The organism is Parvibaculum sp. (genome assembly GCF_049671045.1).
In the GTDB taxonomy this organism is placed as follows: Bacteria; Pseudomonadota; Alphaproteobacteria; order Parvibaculales; family Parvibaculaceae; genus Parvibaculum.
In genome coordinates this window covers 1-16,911 of the sequence record NZ_JBATUH010000049.1, presented here as the reverse complement: position 1 = coordinate 16,911, position 16,911 = coordinate 1, and the positions used below count along the sequence as shown (strand labels likewise).

Here is a 16,911-nt window from a genome sequence, read left to right as displayed (position 1 = left end):
GATCGACGCCCGCTAGTCGAGCGAAACGACCTTGCCCGGATTGAGAATGTTCTTCGGGTCGAGCGCGCGCTTCAGCGTCCGCATCAGTTCGATCTCGACGGGCGATTTCGTCGCCGCGATCTCGTCGCGCTTCATGCGCCCCACGCCGTGCTCGGCGCTGATAGAGCCGCCATATTCGCGAACGATGCCATGCACGATGGCGCTCATCTCGTCCCAGCGGGCGAGATAGGCGAGCTTGTCCATGCCTTCTGGCTGACTCAGATTGAAATGGATGTTGCCGTCCCCGACATGCCCGAACGGCACTGGACGAATGCCTGGAAGCGCCTTCTCCACCGCGCGGCTCGCACGCGCGATGAAACCCGCGACGGCCGAAACCGGCACCGATACATCATGCTTGATGCTGCCGCCTTCGAGGCGCTGCACATCGGACATGCTTTCGCGCAGACGCCAGAATTCGGCGCGCTGCGCGCCCGATTGGGCGATGGCGGCGTCGGTGACGAGGCCCTTTTCCATGGCGGTTTCGAGCATCGCCTCGAGCGCCTGCGAGAGCGCATCGCCTTCACCGCCCGAGGCAAGCTCGATGAGAACGTACCATGGCGAGGGCGCCGCGAGAGGGTCGCTCGCGCCCGGGAGATGCCTCGTCACGAATTCGATGCCGATGCGCGGCATAAGCTCGAAGCCGGTGACGAGCCCGCCCGTCGCCTCGTCCGCGAGACGCAGAAGGCTCACCGCCGCCTCGACGTCCGGCACGGCGACAAAGGAGGTTTCGACCGCGCGGGGGCGGGGAAAGAGCTTCAGAACGGCGCCGGTGATGACGCCGAGCGTTCCCTCCGCACCGAGAAAAATCTGCTTGAGGTCATAGCCCGTATTGTCCTTGCGCAAGCCGCGCATGCCGTTCCAGACGCGGCCATCCGCGAGCACGACTTCAAGGCCGAGCACGAGATCGCGCGCATTGCCGTAGCGGAGAACCGCCGTGCCGCCTGCATTGGTCGAGAGGTTGCCGCCGATCTCGCAGCTTCCTTCGGAGGCAAGGCTCAGAGGGAAAAGCCGGCCGGCCGCCTGCGCCGCGTCCTGCGCGGCGGCAAGCGTCACCCCCGCTTCGACCGTCAGCGTGTTGTTCTCCGCATCGAGCGCGATGACGCGGTTCATCCGTGCGAGCGAAAGCACAACCTCCTCGCCCGTCTCGAAAGGCACCTGCCCGCCAACGAGGCCGGTATTGCCCCCCTGCGGCACGATGCGGGTTTCCGTATCATGCGCGATCTTCATCAGGGCCGAGACTTCGGCGGTTGATGCGGGCCGCAGCACCGCCGCCGCGCGCCCCTTGTAGAGATCGCGCCGCTCGACGAGATAGGGCGCCATGTCGTCCGCGGCGTCGATGAAGCCCGACGGCCCGACAACGGCCTTCATACGTGACAGCGTTTCCGGCGACGGTTTCACGATGCGATCCTCCGATGCGCGCGGACGCCCGTATGGAGAATGAGCGGACGGCCTTCTTCGTCCGCTTCGAGGAAATGATAGGTCGCCGGAAGCGTCATGCCGGGAGGCGTGCCGACGAACAGCGAGGGTTCGACCGGCGCGAGCGCGACGCGCTTGCCGCCGCCGGAAATGACGGCGAAATCGGGCGAGGAGATTGTCGTGGCGATGAGCTGTCCGCCTTCCACCGCGACCTCCACCGTCTCCATGACATTGGCATAGCGCCCTGCATAGCGCGCGAGATCGAGAGCGAGCCCTGGCGTGGGGGCGGGCGGCGCGGGCGGAGCGATCCCCGCATGGGTCGAGAAGATCTCGCCGATGATGGCTTGCGCGAGCCCCTTGCCGTTGCCGCCATTGGTGAGGAGGGCCATGGCCGTTCCGCTTGCCGGATGGTAGCGCAGCCATGCCGCCTGGCCGATGGTCGAGCCGTCATGCCCGAAGGTTTCGTAGCGTCCGTCGCCGTCCCAGTCCCACAGGAAGGTCGCAAGTCCTATGGCGTCGATATTCATGCGCGGCGGGCATGTGACGTTCATCTCATGCATGGCGCGAACGCTTTCAGGCGACAGGATGCGGGTGCCGTCCTGCGCGGCGCCGCCATTCATCAGCATGCGTGCAAAGGCGATGACATCGCGCGCCCTCGCCATCGGCATCGAGCCTGCGGGCGCGTTCGATTGCGCGAGATAGGCGATGGGCGACACGAAAAGCCGGTCGCCTGTGCTGAGATGGCCGATCGCGGTTAGGTAGCGCATGGCCTGTTCGGGCAGGGTCGAGAAGGCGGGCGTGCCGAGAGGCTTGACGATGCGCCTGCGCACGGCCTTGTCCCAGGGCTCGCCGCCCGCGACCTCGATGAGGCGCCCGGCAATGACGAAGCCCGTATTGCAATAGGAAAACATGGCGCCGGGAGCATGGACCTGCCCGAGCGTGCCGAGCATGCCGACGAAGCGCGCGATGCGGTCCTCGCCGCGCCCGGCATCCTTGAAGAAATCGCCCTCGATGCCGCTCCTGTGAGTGAGAAGATCGCGCAACGTGATGCGCGCGCTGGCACCGGCATCGGCGACGCTGAACTCCGGCAGCCACGTTCTGACGGGCTCGTCGAGCGCGAGCCTTCCTTCCTCGACGAGCTGAAGGCAGATGGCGGCCGTGTAGAGCTTCGTGATCGAGCCGATCTGGAACAGCGTGTCCGGCGTTGCGGGCACGTGCGTCTCGATATTGACCACGCCCGATGCCGCCTCTGAGAGCTCGCCCCGCGCCCAGACGGCGAGCGCCGCGCCGGGCACGCCAAAGGCGCGCGTCAGATCGTCGAGACGGGAAGAGATGCCTGACATTTCTGGAATCATGAAAAGGCCGGTGCGGGCTTCGCAATTTCGCGGACGGAGTTTAGCATGGCGCCCATCCTAGCAGGTACAGAGTCGAATGATGCCCGAAGAGATGCCCGGAAGAACGCCCGAAGCGACGATAGTCGACGCCGTGGAGCGCGTCATAGTCGTCGTGAAGAACCTCGCCGAAGCCGAGGAGGTCTATACGCGCATACTCGGCCGTTCGCCCTCCTGGCGCCACAACGATCCGGGAGGCGGCACCGCGCACGTCATTTTTCGGCTCGACAACATGGCCCTTGAACTGGTGGAGCCGGTCAATGGAGGCCCGTGGGGAAAGGTGATCACCCGCTACCTTGACTGGAGAGGCGAGGGGGTGATGACCCTCGTTCTCAGGACGCCGGATGCGGAAGGGGCGGCGCGGGCGCTCACCGCAAGCGGCCTCGCCGCCGTCGCGCTGCCCCAGGGCGAGGCGCGGGACGGCGCCAGGGCCCGCAGCTGGCGCAACGTACTCATCCCCACCGGCCTGACAAGGGGCATCAGCATTCTTCTGACCGAGGAGACGAGCCGGCGCGAAAATCTCCCGCCGGCGGAGCTTCGCGACGGCGTGGCCGCCGAGGATGCGATTTCCGCGCTCGATCACATCGTCATCATGACGGCCGATGCCGAAGCGCTGAAGGTGCTTCTCGGCGACAAGCTCGGCATCCGCCTCGCCCTCGATCAGTCGAAGCCGGAATGGGGCGTCCGCCAGCTCTTCTTCCGGCTCGGCGGCGTGACCATCGAGGTGGTCGAACCGCTCGACAAGGCGAAGGCGCCTGCCGACGATCATTACTGGGGCCTCGCATGGAAGGCTGGCGACGTCAGCGCCATGCGCGAGCGGCTGCTGCGGGACGGCGTCGAGGTGTCGGAGGTGCGCCGCGGCCGCAAGAAGGGCACCGAGGTCGCGACGCTGAGGCCGCCGACCATGGGGATACCGACCCTGCTCGTCGGGCCTGTTCCGGCTGCCGACTAGCGCTGGAAATTTTCGATCGCGATGCCATATTGAGGCAGCATCAATCGAGGACCCGTATGAAGTCAGCCGAGCTTTTTGTTGAGCGCGTCATCCTCTCCGCGCGCTGGATTCTGGTCATTTTCTATATCGGTCTCGGGCTCGCCCTTGCGGCCTATGCCGGTTCCTACGTCGTCAAGCTTCTCAAGGTCATCAAGGGCGTGCTGACCTATGACGAGGCCGACATGATCCTCGCCATGCTGAGCCTGATAGACGCGGCCCTGGTCGCAAGCCTCGTGCTCATGGTGATGATCTCGAGCTATGAGAATTTCGTCAGCCGTTTCGATGAGTCGAAAACCGATCTCAACTGGCTGGGCAAGCTCGATTCCGGCAGCCTGAAGGTCAAGGTCGCGTCGGCCATCGTCGCGATCTCGTCCATTCATCTGCTGCAGATCTTTCTCAATGCGAGCCAGTACGACAATGGAAAGATCATGTGGATGACGATCATGCACATGGCCTTCGTCGTTTCCGCCGTATCTCTGGGCCTGCTCGAGCGCATTTCTGCGAAGAAATAGCCCGCGCGCTCCGCGGCTCAGTCGCGCGGCGCTGCGGCTCGCCTCAGGCGGTCGTTGATCGCCTCGCCAAGACCCCTTGCCGGAACGGGCATGACCGCGATGGCGCGGCCTTCCGCAAGCTGGTCGAGCGAGCGCAGCATGGCGAAGAGGTTGGCCGCCGCCTCTTGCAGGTCGCCGGTGGCCGAAAGGTTCATGACCGGCCGGGAACAATCCGGCACATGCGGCCCGAAGGCGAGGAGCAGTTCGTCCTCGCGCGGATTTTCGACATCGAGGCGCAGGGGCGCGCGCGGCGCATAATGGCTTGCAAGCTGGCCGGGCGACGAGCGGCCCGCCTCGCCGGATGCAGCGTCGGCGGCGGCGAGCTTTCGTCCTAGCACTTTTTCGATCTCGTCGCGCGCGATGGCGCCGGGGCGGAGAAGGGTGGGGGCGCCTCTTTCCGGGAAACCGATGACGGTCGATTCGAGGCCGAGCGGGCACGAGCCCCCGTCGAGGATGAGGGCGAGCGCCTCGCGCGTGCCGAGCGATGCCATCACATGCTGCGCCCGTGTCGGGCTCACCTCGCCCGACGCATTGGCGGACGGAGCGGCGATCGGGCGGCCTGCCGCGCGGATGAGCGCCTGCGCGATCGGGTGGCCGGGCGCGCGGAGCGCAACGGTGTCGAGCCCGGCGCTCACGAGAAGCGAGATCGGCGTCGTGGCGAGGCGCGGAAGTACAAGCGTGATGCCGCCGGGCCAGAAGGCGCGGGCGAGCGCATCGGCCTCCGGCGTGAAGCGGGCGTGGCGCGCCGCTTCCTCTCGGCCCGACACATGCACGATGAGCGGATTGAAGGTCGGTCTTCCCTTCGTCTCGAAGATCGAGGCGACGGCCCTGTCATTCGTCGCATCCGCGCCGAGGCCATAGACCGTCTCGGTCGGAAAGGCGACGAGCCGTCCCTCGCGCAGCAGGGCGCCGGCATGGGCGATGGCTTCTTCGTTGGCGGGCAGGAGTTCAGGCGGCACGGGGTTTCGCTTTCGCATTGCGCTGGTTGCGCGCCATCAGCGCATGGACGAGGCGCTGGGGCAGAAGCCGCGCCAGAAGCGCGATGAAATTGTTGAGCCTGCCATTGATGATGACGGGCCTTCCCGCCATCACGGCCTCATAGGCTTCGCGCGCCACGGCGTCGCCGTTCATCCACATGAATTTCGGCAGCTTGTTCATCTCGGCGCGATTGCCCGCGACGTCATGGAACTCCGAATAGGTGAAGCCCGGGCAGAGCGCCGTCACATGCACATTGCGGCCCTGATATTCGAGAGCGAGGCTCTCCGACAGCTTGATGACAAAAGCCTTGCTCGCGGCATAGAGCGTGCCGCCCGCCGCGCCCGGCAGATGCCCGGCCAGCGAGGCGACATTGATGATGCGGCCATATTGCCGCGCCGCCATGCCGGGGCCGAACAGGTGGCAAAGCTCCGCCACCGCCGTCACCATCACCTGAATGAGAGCCCTCTGGTCATCCCATTGCGTATCGCGGAAATGGCCGGGCACGGTATAGCCCGCATTGTTGACGAGAGCGTCGATCATGATGTGGCGTGCCGCCATCTCGTCGAAGAGGCGTCTGGGCGCGGCGGGATCTGCAAGGTCGAGCGCCAGCACATGCGCCCTGACGCCATGCTCCCTGCCGATGCGCTCCGCGAGATCCTTCAGCCGGTCCTCGCGCCTTGCCACCAGCACAACATCGAAGCCGTGGCTTGCGAAGACGAGCGCGAGCTCGCGGCCGATACCCGCCGACGCGCCGGTGACGAGCGCCGTCCGCCTCTTTGCTTCGCCGCTGGCCATGCTGCTTCCTTTCGACAGGTTCATTCGGCGGCGAGAATAGGATAAAAAGCCCGCGCCTGTCAGAATCCAGTTTTCGAGGATGATCCCATGAGCTACCGCGCCCCCGTCCGCGACATGGCTTTCGTGCTTCAGGAGGTTGCCGGCCTCGGCGGCCTGTCCGCCGGAGGCGGGTTCGCGGAACTGACGCCCGATCTCGTCGATGCGGTGCTCGAAGAGGGCGCGAAGCTCGCGGGCGAGGTGCTGGCGCCGCTCAACCAGTCGGCCGACCGGGAAGGTGCGCGGCTCGAGGCCGATGGCGTCAGGACGCCCAAGGGGTTCGCCGAAGCCTATCGGCGCTGGGTCGATGGCGGCTGGGGCGCGCTTGCGGCTGCGCCGGAATATGGCGGGCAGGGCCTGCCGCTGGCGCTCGCCACGGCCATGCAGGAGATGTGGAACGCGGCCAACATGTCCTTCGGCCTCTGCCCCATCCTCTCGCAGGGCGCGATCGAGGCGCTGACCGCTCATGGCACGGAAGAGCAGAAGCGGCTCTATCTCGCCAGGCTCGTCTCGGGCGAGTGGACCGGCACCATGAACCTCACCGAGCCACAGGCGGGCTCCGATCTCAACGCGCTCAAGGCGAAGGCCGTGCCGCAGGGTGACGGCACCTACCGCATCACCGGCACCAAGATCTTCATCACCTATGGCGATCACGACATGGCCGACAACATCGTCCATCTCGTGCTGGCGCGCCTGCCGGACGCGCCTGCTGGCACGCGCGGCATCTCGCTCTTCCTCGTGCCGAAATTCCTCGTCAATCCGGACGGCTCGCTCGGCGCGCGCAATGATGTCAAATGCGTCGGGCTCGAGGAAAAGCTCGGCATTCACGGCAGCCCCACCTGCGTCATGTCATATGGCGACGAGGGCGGCGCCATCGGCACGCTGATCGGCGAGGAGAACAGGGGCCTCGCCTGCATGTTCACGATGATGAACAATGCCCGGCTTCTCGTCGGCACGCAGGGCGTGGCCATCGCCGAGCGCGCCTATCAGCATGCGCTCGCCTATGCGAATGAGCGCAGGCAGGGAAGGCCCGCAGGCTCCGATCTGCCTCCGGGCGAAATGGCGCCCATCGTCGCCCATCCCGATGTGCGGCGGATGCTTCTCACCATGAAGTCGCTCACCGAGGCGGCGCGCGCCATCTGCTACGCGAATGCGGTCGCCATCGACAGCGCCCATCACGGCGCGGATGAAGCGGCGCGCGAGGCGGGCCGCGCGCGCGCCGATCTTCTGACGCCGATCGCCAAGAGCTTCTCGACCGATATCGGCGTCGAGGTCGCTTCCATCGGCGTGCAGATCCATGGCGGCATGGGCTTCATCGAGGAGACGGGCGCGGCGCAGTATTATCGCGATGCGCGCATCCTGCCGATCTATGAAGGCACCAACGGCATTCAGGCGATCGACCTCGTCACGCGCAAATTGCCGCTCGGCAATGGCGCGGTGGTGCGAGCCTTCATCGACGAAATGCGCGAGACGGTGGCGCGTACCCAGCGCTCCAACCGCGACGACCTCGCGGCCATCGGCTCCGCGCTCGACAAGGGGCTCGACGCGCTCGATGAAGCGACGGCATGGATGCTGGCGCGGCTCAAATCCTCGTCCGACGACTGCCTTGCCGGCGCGGCCCCCTATCTGCGCCTTTTCGGCACGGTCGCGGGCGGGCATTTCCTCGCGCTCGGCGCTCTCGCGGCGGCGGCCAGCGACGGCGACGGCTTCATGCAGGCGCGGCTCGCCACGGCGGGCTTCTATGCCGCCCAGCAGCTTCCGCTCGCGGCGGGGCTCGTCGCGCCTTCCACGGCCGGCGCGGGCATGCTCTACGCGCTCGACGCCGAAGGGCTCGGCAACTGACTTTCCCCAGCGTTCGCCGGGAAAATTCTACCCTGATTTGACGTTTGCTCCGTGCCTCCCTATCACGGAAGGACAGTTGGAGAGTTCAAATGTCAGATGCTTCGCTCGCGGAACGTGAGGTGAGCCCCCTCCGCTATCCGCTGGGGCGCATCCCCGCCCATGGGGAAATGATGGAGGCGGCGCCCGGTATCTATTGGGTGCGAATGCCGCTGCCCTTTCAGCTCGACCATATCAATCTCTGGCTCCTCGAGGATGAAGACGGCTGGACGGTGGTCGACACCGGCGTCTCGAGCGAGGAGGTTATCGGCCTCTGGCGGCAGGTCTTTGCGAGCGGCCTGAAGGGCAAGCCGGTCAAGGACCTCGTCGTCACCCATCTCCATCCCGACCATGTGGGGCTCGCCGGCTGGTTCACGCGCGAATGGGGCGTCGAGCTTCAGATGTCGCGCACCGATTTCCTGATGTGCCGCAACCTCGTTCTCGATACGGGCCGCGAGGCGCCGAGGGAAGCACTCGATTTCTATCGTGCCGCAGGCTTCAGCCAGCGCGGGCTCGACAGCTATGCCAAGCGCTTCGGCCATTTCGGCGAGCGCGTCTCGCCCCTGCCGGACATATTCCGCAGGCTGAAGGAAGGCGACGAGCTGCGCATCGCCGGCCGCAGCTGGCGCGTAGTTATCGGCTCGGGCCATGCGCCGGAGCATGTCTGCCTCTATTGCGAGGAAGCGAAAATCCTCATCTCCGGCGATCAGGTCCTGCCGCGCATCTCGTCGAATGTCAGCGTGCATCCGACCGAAGCCTATGAGAATCCCTTGCAGGACTGGATCGATAGCTGTCACCGGCTTCGCGCCGGCCTGCCGGACAATGTGCTTGTCCTTCCCGCGCATAACGAGCCCTTTTACGGGCTCCATGCGCGCCTGACCCAGCTCATCGACGGCCATAAGGAAGGGCTGTCGAAGCTCCATGAGCTTCTGGCGGAGCCGAAGCGGGCGATCGACGTCTTTCCGGCGCTCTTCAAGCGCAAGATCGGGCCCGACGTCTTCTTCATGGCGACGGGCGAAAGCCTCGCCCATCTGAATTGCCTGATCGGCCGGGGCGAGGCGGTGGTGAGCCGCGACGAGAAGGGCGTGAACTGGTATCGCCGCGCCTGAAGGCGCCGCCCCGGCATCGAGCCGGGGCGAAGCCGTGAGGTGAGGGTGTCGCTCAGACCGCCTTGCGCATCGGCGTGGAGTTCGCGGCCGCTTGCGGGCTCAGATCCGCGAGAATGGCGGCGACGTTGTGGCGCAGGGTTTCCGCGGACAGGTTGACCCGCTCCGAAACGCTGCGCAGCTCCGCGCAGAGCGCCATGGCGTTGCGCGTCTGCTCCGCCACTTCGCTGATCTTCGACGAAACGTCGCGCGTGCCTGCCGCGGCCTCGCCGACATTGCGCGAAATATGGGTGGCGGCCGCCGTCTGCTCGCCGACCGTCGCCGAGATGCCGGACGAGATGCCGTTGATTTCGGCAATCGTTTCATTGATGGCCTGGATCGCCGACACGGCATCCGCCATGGCCGCCTGGATATTGGCGACCTGGGCCGTGATGCCGTCCGTCGCGCGCGCTGTCTGGTTCGCGAGCGATTTCACCTCGGAGGCGACGACAGCAAAGCCCTTGCCCGCCTCGCCTGCCCGTGCTGCCTCGATCGTCGCGTTCAGCGCGAGGAGATTTGTCTGGCTGGCAATTTCGGCGATGAGGCGCACCGTCTCGGAAATGTTCTGGCTGGCGCCTGCGAGCTGTTCGATGCTGACGCCTGCGCGCTGCGCGCGATTGACCGCCTCCTGCGTGATCGCGACGGAATGGCCCGCCTGCATTTCGACGTCGCGCACCGCGTCCGACAGCTCGCGCGTTGCCTCCGCGCTCGTCTGGACGTTCTCGGTCGCCTGCTGCGAGGCGGCGGCCACGTCGCTGGTATGTGTCTCGATGGTGGTCATGAAGCGCCTGATCTCGTCGGCGCCCTCATTGACATCGGCGCTGCGGGCGACGACCGCATCGAGCGCCGCGCCGATCTCCATCTCGAGCCGCTTGGCGACCGCGGCAAGCTCTTCCTCGCGCTTTTCCTCGCCCCTGTCGTTATAGACGGAGATGGCGATATCCATATCGAGGAAGATGGCCTTCATCGCCGCTACGAGCACGGCCGAGAGCCGCTCGGGCTTGCGCCTGTATTCGGCGACGAGTTCGGGGATGAGTTCGGACACGATGAAAGCGTAGCCGCCGATATACCAGCGCGGCGGCAGGCCGATGCGCTCATGCGTCTCGCCGATCCTCTGCGCCTGCTGAAGAAAGGATGCGCTGAAGGTGCCGTCGAAAAGCGAAGTCCAGTGCTGGCGCTGCGCCGCCTTCAGCCGGTCGACCTTGCCGGCGCCGCGCATGAGGGGCGCCGTTTCGGGCTGCCTGTCGATGTGCAGGTAGAAGCTGTCGAGAATGCCGCTGATCTTCTTGGCGAGAACCTGCGAAAGGTCTCTGTAGGCGTCGCTGGTCCGGGAATCCGTTCCGATACGCAGGAAGGCGAGGCGTTCCTCGCGGGAGAACTCTGTGCTCAATTTTCGACTGCCTTATGTGCGCGGCTGGGCGCGTGGATAAAACTGAACTTGGGTTTATCTGCTGGCGGGAGTTAAGAAGCCCTCACCGTCATTCGTGGCCGTACGAATTTTATTCGCCGCTCGGGGGAGGCCGATTAGGAGCGGGCCAGCCTTCCGGCTAGACTCGCCATTCGTCCTGTCGAGTATGAAGCGTCATAATTATGGAAACTTTGCTCCTCACCCATCCGGCCTGTTTCCGCCATGAGACCCCGCCCGGCCATCCCGAATGTCCGGAGAGGCTTCGCGCTGTCCTCCAGGCCCTCGAGGCGGAGGAATTCGCGCTGCTTCAGCGTGTCGAGGCTCCGGAAGCGACCATCGAGGCGATCGAGCGGGTGCATCCGCCGATCCATGTCGAGACGATCCTGAACGGGGCGCCGGAGCAGGGCTTTCGCAGGATCGACGCGGACACCACCATGTCGCCGGGCTCGGTCGAGGCGGCGTTCCGCGCGGCGGGCGCGGTCATCCACGCTGTCGACGAGGTGATGGCGGGGCGCGCGCGCAATGCCTTCTGCGCCGTCCGTCCGCCGGGCCATCACGCCGAGCCCGATCAGGCCATGGGATTCTGCCTGTTCAACAACGTCGCCATTGGCGCGCTTCATGCCCGCGACGTTCACGGGCTCTCGCGCGTCGCGGTCGTCGATTTCGACGTGCATCACGGCAATGGCACGCAAGCCTGCTTCGAGACGGATGGGAGCCTTTTCTACGCCTCGACGCATCAATGGCCGCTTTATCCCGGCACGGGGCGGGCAGGGGAGCGCGGCATCGGCAATATTCTGAACAGAACCCTGCCTCCCGGCGCGGGCTCGGCGGAATTCCGCGAAGCCATCAGTGACGCCGTTCTGCCCGCGCTCGAGCGGTTTCAGCCGGAATTTCTGTTCATCTCGGCCGGATTCGACGCTCATGCGGCCGATCCCCTCGCCAATCTGCGGCTGACGGAGGATGATTATGGCTGGGTCACCACGGAACTTGTCCGTTTCGCCAATCGCCACTGTGGCGGCCGCGTTGTCTCGACGCTTGAGGGCGGGTATGACTTGGCCGCGCTTGCCGCCAGCGCCCGGGCGCATGTAAGGGCGCTCATGCTCGCGGCCTGATCTGAAGGAGAACCACATGGCGACGCCCAATGCCGATATCGAGAAGCTGAGCTTCGAGGACGCGCTCGCCCAGCTCGAAAAGATCGTGAGCCAGCTCGAATCGGGCAATGTCGAACTCGAGAAGTCGATCGAGCTTTACGAGCGCGGCAACCGGCTCAAGGCGCATTGCGAGGCGCGCCTCAAGGCGGCCGAAGCCAAGGTCGAAAAAATCACCCTGTCGGCCGGCGGCGAGCCCACGGGCACGGAGCCGCTGGACGTCGAATGACTGGACGCGTGAGGAGGTTCGACGAAGCGCTCGCCGCCGCGAACCTGAAGGTCGAGGCGGCGCTCAAGGCGCTGCTGCCACAGGCGGAGGGCCCCGAATCCCGCCTGTTCGATGCCATGAGCTATGCGGTTTTCGCGGGCGGCAAGCGCTTTCGTCCATTTCTCGTCTGCGAGAGCGCCCGGCTCTTCGATGTGCGCGAGGAATCGGCGCTGCGGGCCGCGGCCGCAGTCGAGTGCGTGCATACCTATTCGCTCATCCATGACGATCTGCCCTGCATGGACGATGACGATCTGAGGCGCGGGCAGCCGACCGTGCATCGCAAGTTCGACGAGGCGACGGCGGTGCTCGCGGGCGATGCGCTGCTGACGCTCGCCTTCGAGCTTCTGGCCGATACCGACACGCATGAGCGCGCCCGCGTTCGCGTCGAGCTTGTCCGCCGTCTCGCCGAGGCGGCGGGCGGCCGGGGCATGGTGGGCGGCCAGATGATCGACCTCGCAAGCGAAGGGGTGGCGCTCGATATCGGCTCCATCACGAGGCTCCAGCGGCTGAAAACCGGGGCTCTCATCGCCTTTTCCTGCGAGGCGGGCGCCGTGCTCGGCCGTGCCTCGGAAGAGGCGCACCACGCCCTTCACGCCTACGCACACGATATGGGGCTCGCCTATCAGATCGCCGACGACCTGCTCGATGCCGAGGGTGAGGCGGCCGTGGTCGGCAAGGCCACCGGCAAGGATGCCGAGGCCGGAAAGGCGACCTTCGTGTCGATCCTCGGCGCCGAACGGGCCCGCGCCCAGGCAGAAATGCTTTCCGAACAGGCCATCCAACACCTTGATTTGTTTGATGAAAAGGCTGACCTTTTGCGTGAGGCCGCGCGTTTCGTTATAAACCGCCGAAATTGAGGCCCGGGCCGTCCGGGCCATGACCGGCTCCGGCCGAGGTATGACTTGAGCAATAAACTTGTGACCCCGTTGCTAGATCGCATTCGCACTCCTGCGGATGTGCGAATGCTGCCCGAATCCGATCTTCGTCAGCTTGCGGATGAACTGCGGGCTGAAACGATCGACGCCGTCTCGGTAACAGGCGGACATCTGGGCGCGGGGCTTGGCGTGGTCGAACTGACCGTCGCGCTCCATTACGTCTTCAACACGCCGGACGACCGCCTCATCTGGGACGTCGGCCACCAGGCCTATCCGCACAAGATTCTCACCGGCCGCCGCGACCGCATCCGCACGCTCCGCATGGCAGGCGGGCTGTCGGGCTTCACCAAGCGCGCGGAGAGCGAATACGACCCCTTCGGCGCCGCCCATTCCTCGACCTCGATTTCCGCCGGCCTCGGCATGGCGGTCGCCCGCGATCTCAAGGGCGGCAAGAACAACGTCATCGCGGTCATCGGCGACGGCGCCATGTCGGCCGGCATGGCCTATGAGGCGATGAACAATGCCGGCTCCATGGACAGCCGGCTCATCATCATCCTCAACGACAACGACATGTCGATCGCGCCGCCCGTCGGCGGCATGAGCGCCTATCTCGCGCGCCTGATTTCTGGCAGCGCCTATCGCTCCATGCGCAATCTCGCCAAGGAGATCGCGCAGATATTCCCCAAGAGCATCGAGGAGCGCGCGCGCCGCGCGGAGGAATATGCGCGCGGGCTCGCCACCGGCGGCGGCACGCTCTTCGAGGAACTGGGCCTTTTCTATGTCGGCCCGATCGACGGCCACAATCTCGACCACCTGCTGCCCGTGCTCAAGAATGTGCGCGATGCGGGCGAGGGGCCGATCCTCGTCCATGTGGTGACGCAGAAGGGCAAGGGCTACGCGCCCGCCGAAGCGGCGGAAGACAAATATCACGGCGTCTCCAAATTCGACGTCATCACCGGGGCGCAGGCGAAGGCGGTGTCGAACGCGCCGTCCTACACCAAGGTTTTCGCCGAAAGCCTCGTCGCTCATGCGGAGAAGGACGACAAGATCGTCGCCATCACGGCGGCCATGCCCTCGGGAACCGGGCTCGATCTCTTCGGCACCCGCTTCCCGGAGCGGACATTCGATGTCGGCATCGCCGAGCAGCATGCCGTGACCTTCGCGGCCGGACTCGCGACCGAAGGCTACAAGCCCTTCTGCGCCATCTACTCGACCTTCCTCCAGCGCGCCTATGATCAGGTCGTGCATGACGTGGCGATCCAGCGCCTCCCCGTGCGCTTCGCCATCGACCGGGCCGGGCTCGTCGGCGCGGACGGGCCGACCCATGCCGGTTCCTTCGACATCACCTATCTGTCCTGCCTGCCAGATTTCGTCGTCATGGCGGCGGCCGACGAGGCGGAACTGCGCCACATGGTTGCTACCGCCGTAGAAATCGACGACCGGCCTTCCGCCTTCCGCTATCCGCGCGGCGAGGGTGTCGGCGTCGAATTGCCCGCCATCGGAACGCCGCTCGAAATCGGCAAGGGCCGCATCGTCCGCGAAGGCACGAAGGTCGCGATCCTCTCGCTCGGAACGCGCCTTTCCGAAGCGCTGAAGGCGGCGGACCAGCTTGCCGCGCTCGGCCTTTCGACCACGGTGGCCGATGCGCGTTTCGCAAAGCCTCTCGATGAGGAACTCGTCGCGCGGCTCGCCCGCGAGCATGAGGTGCTCATCACCGTCGAGGAGGGCGCGATCGGCGGCTTCGCCTCGCATGTTCTCGATTTCCTCGCCCGCTCCGGCGCGCTCGATCACGGCCTGCGAATCCGGCCTCTCGCTTTCCCGGATTGCTTCATCGATCAGGACAAGCCGGAGAAGATGAACGAGGTCGCGGGCCTCAATGCGGCCTCGATCGTGGAGGCCACGCTTTCCGCGCTCGGACGGCAGAACGAAATCGGCGAGCTTGCCGCGCTCGGCGTGCAGGCGGCGCCCACGCCCGCCTGACCGCATCATGGCGGAAGCACGCATGCGCCTCGATCAGCTTCTGGTCGAGCGCGGATTGTTCCAGTCCCGTGCGAGGGCGCGCGCCGCCATTCTCGGCAATCTGGTGCATGTCGATGGAAAGCCTGCTGTCAGGGCATCGCAAGCGGTGGACATGCATGCGGAAATCGAAATCGATCCCCATGCGCATCTCTATGTCTCGCGCGGCGCGCTGAAGCTTGCCCATGCGCTCGACAGCTTCGCCATCGACCCGGCGGGCCTTTACTGCCTCGATATCGGCGCCTCGACGGGGGGCTTCACGGAGGTGCTTCTGGCGCGCGGCGCAAGCCACGTCACCGCGATCGATGTCGGCCATAGCCAGCTTGCGGCCGAGCTTGCCGCCGACCCCCGCGTGACCTCGCTCGAAAATCTCAACGCGAAGGAGCTGACGCCTGCGCATCTATCGCATCCGGTGGAACTCATCGTTTGCGATGTGAGCTTCATCAGCCTCAAGAAGGCGCTACCGGCGGCGCTTGCGCTGGCGGCGCCCGGCGCGCGGCTCATCGCGCTCATCAAGCCGCAATTCGAGGTCGGTCCGGCCAGGGTCGGAAAGGGCGGCATCGTGCGCGATGCGGCGCTTCATGCCGAAGTCTGCGCGGATGTTTCCGCATGGCTCGCCGCGATGCCGGGCTGGCGCGTCATCGGCGTGACCGAAAGCCCCATCGCGGGCGGCGACGGCAACAGGGAGTTCCTCGTCGCCGCAATCTTTGAGGGGCATGTGCATGGCTGAGACCGGCATGAACGAGGCGGGCGAAGCCGAGGTCGTCATCGGCGCGCTCGGGCATCTGGGCGACGGGATCGCGGAGACGCCTGACGGCACCCTCTTCGTGCCCTTCGCGCTTCCCGGCGAGCGCGTGCGAGTGCGCAATATTGGCGAGGGACGCGCCGAACTCCTCGGCGTTCTCACGGCCGCGCCGGAGCGCGCGTTGCCCGCATGCAGGCATTTCGGCGCTTGCGGCGGCTGCGCGCTTCAGCACATCGAGACGTCCGCCTATCGCGACTGGAAGCGCGAGCAGGTCGCGGCCGCGCTCGCCGCCCGCGGGCTCGAGATCGAGGTCGATCCGCTCATCCCCGCCGAGCCGCGGAGCCGGCGCCGCGCGACGCTCGCCGCGACGCGGACGAAAAAGGGCGTCACCATCGGCTATTACGGCCGCGCCAGCCACACCATCGTCGCCATTGCGGAATGCCCGCTCGTGGTGCCGGAGATAGAGCGCGCGCTTGAAGGGCTCGCGGATCTTGTCGAGCCCGGCCTGTCGCGCAAGGGTCGCGCCGCGCTCGCCGTCACCGCGACGGAAACGGGGCTCGATGTCGCCGTCTCGGGCGGCAAGGAGATCGACGGCCCGCTTCGCGCCGAGCTTGCCCGGCGCGCCACCGCCATCGACCTTGCGCGTCTTGCCTGGAATGGCGAACTCATTGCCGAGCGCCGGGCGCCCCAGGTGACGCTTTCCGGTCTTCGCGTATCACCGCCGCCCGGCGCCTTCCTTCAGGCGACGGCAGAAGGCGAGGCGGCGCTTGTCCGCCTCGTTCTCGAAGCGGTGGGTGGGTCAAAGCGCGTTGCCGATCTCTTCGCCGGTTGCGGCACGTTCACCGCCGCGCTTGCAAGGCGGGCCGCCGTTCTCGCCGTCGAGGGCGAGAAGCCGCAGCTCGCGGCGCTCGATCGCGCCCTGCGCGCGCAGGGGCCAGCGCTCGGCCTCAAGCCGGTCGAGCTTCTCACCCGCGATCTTTTCCGCCGCCCGATGCTTCCGTCCGACCTCGAAAAGATCGACGCCGTCGTCTTTGATCCGCCGCGGGCGGGCGCGGCAGCGCAGGCGGAAATGCTCGCGCGTTCCTCCGTGCCGCTCATTCTCGCCGTCTCCTGCAATCCGGCCACTTTCGCGCGGGATGCGCGCCTCCTCGTCGATGGCGGTTACAGGCTTTTGCGTGTAACGCCGGTGGACCAATTCCTCTGGTCGCCCCATATTGAACTCGTCGGTCTG

14 protein-coding genes and 2 pseudogenes are annotated in these 16,911 nt (G+C 66.2%); 10 read left to right on the top strand and 6 right to left on the bottom strand.

What is annotated here, in order from left to right; genetic code table 11:
* Positions 1-12: 12 nt before the first annotated feature.
* The gene (locus WBG82_RS06285) at positions 13-1,407 is read right to left on the bottom strand and encodes an FAD-binding oxidoreductase (RefSeq protein WP_424422737.1); all 1,395 of its coding nucleotides are present in this window, start codon (positions 1,405-1,407) and stop codon (positions 13-15) included.
* Between the two features lie 26 nt (positions 1,408-1,433).
* Positions 1,434-2,798 carry a serine hydrolase domain-containing protein gene (locus tag WBG82_RS06280; RefSeq protein WP_424422735.1) on the bottom strand — a complete coding sequence of 455 codons (1,365 nt, stop codon included), beginning with the start codon at positions 2,796-2,798 and terminating at the stop codon, positions 1,434-1,436.
* 103 nt (positions 2,799-2,901) lie between these two features.
* Here WBG82_RS06280 and WBG82_RS06275 point away from each other — a divergent pair, with 103 nt between their 5' ends.
* Together WBG82_RS06275 and WBG82_RS06270 are read left to right on the top strand one after the other, a co-directional pair.
* Positions 2,902-3,798 (top strand): VOC family protein, encoded by an 897-nt coding sequence (locus WBG82_RS06275; RefSeq protein ID WP_424422733.1) that lies wholly within the window; start codon positions 2,902-2,904, stop codon positions 3,796-3,798.
* 56 nt (positions 3,799-3,854) lie between these two features.
* Positions 3,855-4,349 carry a TIGR00645 family protein gene (locus WBG82_RS06270; RefSeq protein WP_424422730.1) on the top strand — a complete coding sequence of 165 codons (495 nt, stop codon included), beginning with the start codon at positions 3,855-3,857 and terminating at the stop codon, positions 4,347-4,349.
* A 17-nt stretch (positions 4,350-4,366) separates the two neighbouring features.
* On the opposite strand, the gene WBG82_RS06265 is transcribed toward WBG82_RS06270, so the two are convergent.
* Positions 4,367-5,347: an L-threonylcarbamoyladenylate synthase gene (locus tag WBG82_RS06265; protein WP_424422727.1), complete on the bottom strand. Its 981-nt coding sequence runs from the start codon at positions 5,345-5,347 to the stop codon at positions 4,367-4,369.
* Entirely contained in the window at positions 5,337-6,161 is an 825-nt protein-coding gene (locus tag WBG82_RS06260) for an SDR family NAD(P)-dependent oxidoreductase (RefSeq protein WP_424422725.1), read from the bottom strand. Before WBG82_RS06260 ends, WBG82_RS06265 begins: the two co-directional genes overlap by 11 nt.
* 87 nt (positions 6,162-6,248) lie before the next feature.
* Here WBG82_RS06260 and WBG82_RS06255 point away from each other — a divergent pair, with 87 nt between their 5' ends.
* A complete protein-coding gene (locus WBG82_RS06255; RefSeq protein ID WP_424422722.1) occupies positions 6,249-8,039 on the top strand; it encodes an acyl-CoA dehydrogenase in 1,791 nt (596 codons plus the stop codon).
* Between the two features lie 89 nt (positions 8,040-8,128).
* A complete protein-coding gene (locus WBG82_RS06250) occupies positions 8,129-9,184 on the top strand; it encodes an MBL fold metallo-hydrolase (protein ID WP_424422719.1) in 1,056 nt (351 codons plus the stop codon).
* Positions 9,185-9,236: 52 nt separating this feature from the next.
* On the opposite strand, the pseudogene WBG82_RS06245 reads toward WBG82_RS06250, so the two are convergent.
* Together WBG82_RS06245 and WBG82_RS06240 are read right to left on the bottom strand one after the other, a co-directional pair.
* Positions 9,237-9,761 (bottom strand): annotated as a pseudogene (locus WBG82_RS06245) (methyl-accepting chemotaxis protein); the annotation flags it as partial.
* Positions 9,762-10,139: 378 nt separating this feature from the next.
* Positions 10,140-10,610, bottom strand: a pseudogene (locus WBG82_RS06240) (protoglobin domain-containing protein); the annotation flags it as partial.
* Between the two features lie 200 nt (positions 10,611-10,810).
* On the opposite strand from WBG82_RS06240, the gene WBG82_RS06235 reads away from it, so the two are divergent.
* From WBG82_RS06235 to WBG82_RS06210, 6 genes are all read left to right on the top strand, one after another.
* On the top strand, positions 10,811-11,740 hold the full coding sequence (locus WBG82_RS06235; protein WP_424422717.1) for a histone deacetylase family protein: 930 nt from the start codon (positions 10,811-10,813) through the stop codon (positions 11,738-11,740).
* Positions 11,741-11,756: 16 nt separating this feature from the next.
* The gene (locus WBG82_RS06230) at positions 11,757-12,005 is read left to right on the top strand and encodes an exodeoxyribonuclease VII small subunit (protein ID WP_324297255.1); all 249 of its coding nucleotides are present in this window, start codon (positions 11,757-11,759) and stop codon (positions 12,003-12,005) included.
* Complete coding sequence (locus WBG82_RS06225; protein WP_424422714.1) at positions 12,002-12,901, top strand: polyprenyl synthetase family protein; 900 nt, start codon at positions 12,002-12,004, stop codon at positions 12,899-12,901. The genes WBG82_RS06230 and WBG82_RS06225 overlap by 4 nt, the downstream gene beginning before the upstream one ends.
* Before the next feature lie 45 nt (positions 12,902-12,946).
* Positions 12,947-14,899 carry a 1-deoxy-D-xylulose-5-phosphate synthase gene (gene dxs / locus WBG82_RS06220; protein ID WP_424422711.1) on the top strand — a complete coding sequence of 651 codons (1,953 nt, stop codon included), beginning with the start codon at positions 12,947-12,949 and terminating at the stop codon, positions 14,897-14,899.
* 7 nt (positions 14,900-14,906) lie between these two features.
* The gene (locus WBG82_RS06215) at positions 14,907-15,665 is read left to right on the top strand and encodes a TlyA family RNA methyltransferase (RefSeq protein WP_424422708.1); all 759 of its coding nucleotides are present in this window, start codon (positions 14,907-14,909) and stop codon (positions 15,663-15,665) included.
* Positions 15,658-16,911, top strand: a 1,254-nt coding sequence (locus WBG82_RS06210; protein ID WP_424422705.1) for a class I SAM-dependent RNA methyltransferase, incomplete at its 3' end; no start/stop codon positions are given. The genes WBG82_RS06215 and WBG82_RS06210, both read left to right, overlap by 8 nt.

Bases quoted from the DNA above. Each gene is read 5' to 3' on its own strand.
- WBG82_RS06285 (WP_424422737.1), bottom strand. From the start codon at position 1,407: ATGAAGGCCGTTGTCGGGCCGTCGGGCTTCATCGACGCCGCGGACGAC.
- WBG82_RS06280 (WP_424422735.1), bottom strand. From the start codon at position 2,798: ATGTCAGGCATCTCTTCCCGTCTCGACGATCTGACGCGCGCCTTTGGC.
- WBG82_RS06275 (WP_424422733.1), top strand. From the start codon at position 2,902: ATGCCCGGAAGAACGCCCGAAGCGACGATAGTCGACGCCGTGGAGCGC.
- WBG82_RS06270 (WP_424422730.1), top strand. From the start codon at position 3,855: ATGAAGTCAGCCGAGCTTTTTGTTGAGCGCGTCATCCTCTCCGCGCGC.
- WBG82_RS06260 (WP_424422725.1), bottom strand. From the start codon at position 6,161: ATGGCCAGCGGCGAAGCAAAGAGGCGGACGGCGCTCGTCACCGGCGCG.
- WBG82_RS06255 (WP_424422722.1), top strand. From the start codon at position 6,249: ATGAGCTACCGCGCCCCCGTCCGCGACATGGCTTTCGTGCTTCAGGAG.
- WBG82_RS06250 (WP_424422719.1), top strand. From the start codon at position 8,129: ATGTCAGATGCTTCGCTCGCGGAACGTGAGGTGAGCCCCCTCCGCTAT.
- WBG82_RS06235 (WP_424422717.1), top strand. From the start codon at position 10,811: ATGGAAACTTTGCTCCTCACCCATCCGGCCTGTTTCCGCCATGAGACC.
- WBG82_RS06230 (WP_324297255.1), top strand. From the start codon at position 11,757: ATGGCGACGCCCAATGCCGATATCGAGAAGCTGAGCTTCGAGGACGCG.
- WBG82_RS06225 (WP_424422714.1), top strand. From the start codon at position 12,002: ATGACTGGACGCGTGAGGAGGTTCGACGAAGCGCTCGCCGCCGCGAAC.
- WBG82_RS06215 (WP_424422708.1), top strand. From the start codon at position 14,907: ATGGCGGAAGCACGCATGCGCCTCGATCAGCTTCTGGTCGAGCGCGGA.